The organism is Saccharomonospora iraqiensis subsp. paurometabolica YIM 90007 (genome assembly GCF_000231035.2).
GTDB lineage: Bacteria > Actinomycetota > Actinomycetes > Mycobacteriales > Pseudonocardiaceae > Saccharomonospora > Saccharomonospora paurometabolica.
In genome coordinates, this window is sequence record NZ_KI912220.1 from 2,972 (window position 1) to 3,449 (window position 478).

Here is a 478-nt window from a genome sequence, read left to right on the forward strand (position 1 = left end):
ACGGTGCGGAAACTTGGGCACGGGACACCGCTGGGGACACCGCCGGGCGCACGGCCGGGGACACCGGGCGGGCAAAGCTGTACCGGCGGCGGACCGGACGGGCGCTCGCGGGCGTGGCGGCGGGGATCGCCGACCACCTCGGGGTGCGGGTCGTGTGGGTCCGGGCCGCGTTCGCCGTGCTGTCCGGCTTCGGCGGCATGGGGATGCTCGCCTACGGACTGCTCTGGGCGTTCGTGCCCCAGTCCGACCGGGAGGCTGCGCCCCCGGAGACCCCGGAGGCCGGGACGCGGTCCGCGGCCGCCTCCCGGGTGGAGCGTCAGCAGGCGTACGGGCTGATGGTGCTCGGGGTAGCGATGGCCGTCGCCGGCGGCACGGTCAGCGGGGTGTTCAGCGGCTGGCTGGGGCTGCCGGTCGCCGTCGCCCTCGTCGGCGCGGCCGTGGTGTGGCGGGAGGCCGACGAGTCGCAGCGCAGGCGGTG

1 protein-coding gene is annotated in these 478 nt (G+C 77.2%); it reads left to right on the top strand.

What is annotated here, in order from left to right; translation table 11 throughout:
• On the top strand, nucleotides 1–478 hold a 478-nt coding region (locus SACPADRAFT_RS26410), incomplete at both ends, for a PspC domain-containing protein (RefSeq protein WP_157577109.1).